Source organism: Roseateles sp. P5_B10 (assembly GCF_056400485.1).
The window spans coordinates 1-1,567 of record NZ_JBFULE010001044.1 but is presented as its reverse complement, the minus strand read 5'-3'; the positions used below and the strand labels follow the sequence as shown (position 1 = coordinate 1,567).

Here is a 1,567-nt window from a genome sequence, read left to right as displayed (position 1 = left end):
CGCCAATTCAGGCCCACTCAAAACAAATCAATTTGCGGAGCCAGGGGCGCCGCAGGCAGTTCCCAACTCGCGACTTCGCTGTAGCGGTAGCCCGCCCCGTCACCCTCGCTGCGGACAAGCAGCACGCGATCGATGGTCCAGTCGATGGGTTCTATCGCGATGGGCGCATCGGCGATTGCGGCGAGATAGCTGAGGGTGATGTGCGGCGCGTCTTGCGCCGACGCGCTGAGCCCTTGCTTTGCGAGCGCGGCGTTGATGGCACGTAGCAGATCGACGAATCCGGCCGGCATCCCTCTCGGCTTCAATGCGGAATAGCCTTCGTTGCTGACAATCCAGCTGAGCGTCATGGTGACAGCGTGCGCCGCGATCAAGCCACCCGCCCGCAGCAGGAGTTGCTCCACCTCCGGCATCTCGTCCGGCCAATAGCGACCCGACAGTGACTGATGCCAGTTGGCGCGCGCAACCAGCAAGGTGCGCAACCGCTGGTCCAAATGGAGTCCCTGAATTGCCGTTTCGATGCAGTCTCCTGCGTCAGCCGATGGGCAGGCCATGAACAGGTAGCGCGGCCGGCTCATCGGGTCCCCCGCCTCTCATCAAGACGATTTGTAATCGGTGGCGTCCGCTCAGTCACCTTAGTCCCTCACGCGCGACCGCCGCCCAGCGACTGCCGCACGAAGCGAACCAACGCACGTGCGGTTTCCGAGCCGCTAGGCAGCGGCAGGGTCAACGCTTGCACAGTGTCAATACCGGCCAGCATGCGCCATCCGGGCAGCACGTCGACCAGCGCAGCTGCCGTCAACGAGCCCAAGCTCGGCGTCCCGGCCGCAGCGTCGTCCTCATCCTGCAGCGCCCGCAGCGGCTCCACGCAGAAATCCGGTGCGATGACCAATCCGGCGCCGTGGCGCGCCAGAGCAACAAGCCCGTCCAGGTCGCTGCCCCAGGCCACCGCCTGCAGCGACACGCTCTGCCGTCGTCCATCGTCGTGCTGCCACTCGGTGACGACGGGCTCCTCTCCCTGGCCCAGCAGCAGCAGGGGTGCGTTGGCGAGATCCTGGGGCTCTTGCGCAGATGTGTGTCGGCCGCGACCGTAGACGCGGACCACAAACGGCAGCACCGGCTGGGCGACCCATTGCTCGGGTGGCTTGCTGGTGACGCGGAACGCGATGTCCAGCCCTTCGCGCATCAAGTCCACGCGGCGATCCGTGAAGAAGAGTTCGTAGCGCACGGCCGGGTGCAGCAGTTGGAAGCGCGCGAGCAAAGGCGCGAGCACATGCCGGCCAAAACCGGCGGTGGCGCTGATGCGGATCGTGCCGTCAAGCTGGTCACGCGCGTGCCGCAGGGCCAGGCGGGCGCTCTCTGCCGCATCACGAACGGCGCGGGCACGGGCGTGGAGGCGCCGGCCGGCCTCCGTCAGGCCCAGGCTGCGCGTGCTGCGAGCGAATAGCGCCAGGCCGACTGCGTTCTCGATAGCCGCAATGCGGCGGCTGATCGCCGCGCGTGTCAGCCCGAGGTCCCGCGCCGCCTGGGCAAAGCTGCCGGCCTGGGCAATGCGTGCGAAAAGCTCCAG

General features: G+C 67.1%; 2 protein-coding genes. Both read right to left on the bottom strand.

Going from position 1 to position 1,567, the window contains the following annotated elements:
- Positions 1–17 precede the first annotated feature (17 nt).
- Positions 18–575, bottom strand: a complete 558-nt coding sequence (locus tag AC1DU6_RS30615) for a 2'-5' RNA ligase family protein (protein WP_457325437.1) — start codon at positions 573–575, stop codon at positions 18–20.
- A 65-nt stretch (positions 576–640) separates the two neighbouring features.
- A partial coding sequence (locus AC1DU6_RS30610) for a LysR family transcriptional regulator (RefSeq protein ID WP_477861853.1) occupies positions 641–1,567 on the bottom strand: 927 nt, incomplete at its 5' end.

Excerpts from the sequence above, each read along its gene's own strand:
- AC1DU6_RS30615 (WP_457325437.1), bottom strand. The coding sequence starts at position 575 with ATGAGCCGGCCGCGCTACCTGTTCATGGCCTGCCCATCGGCTGACGCA.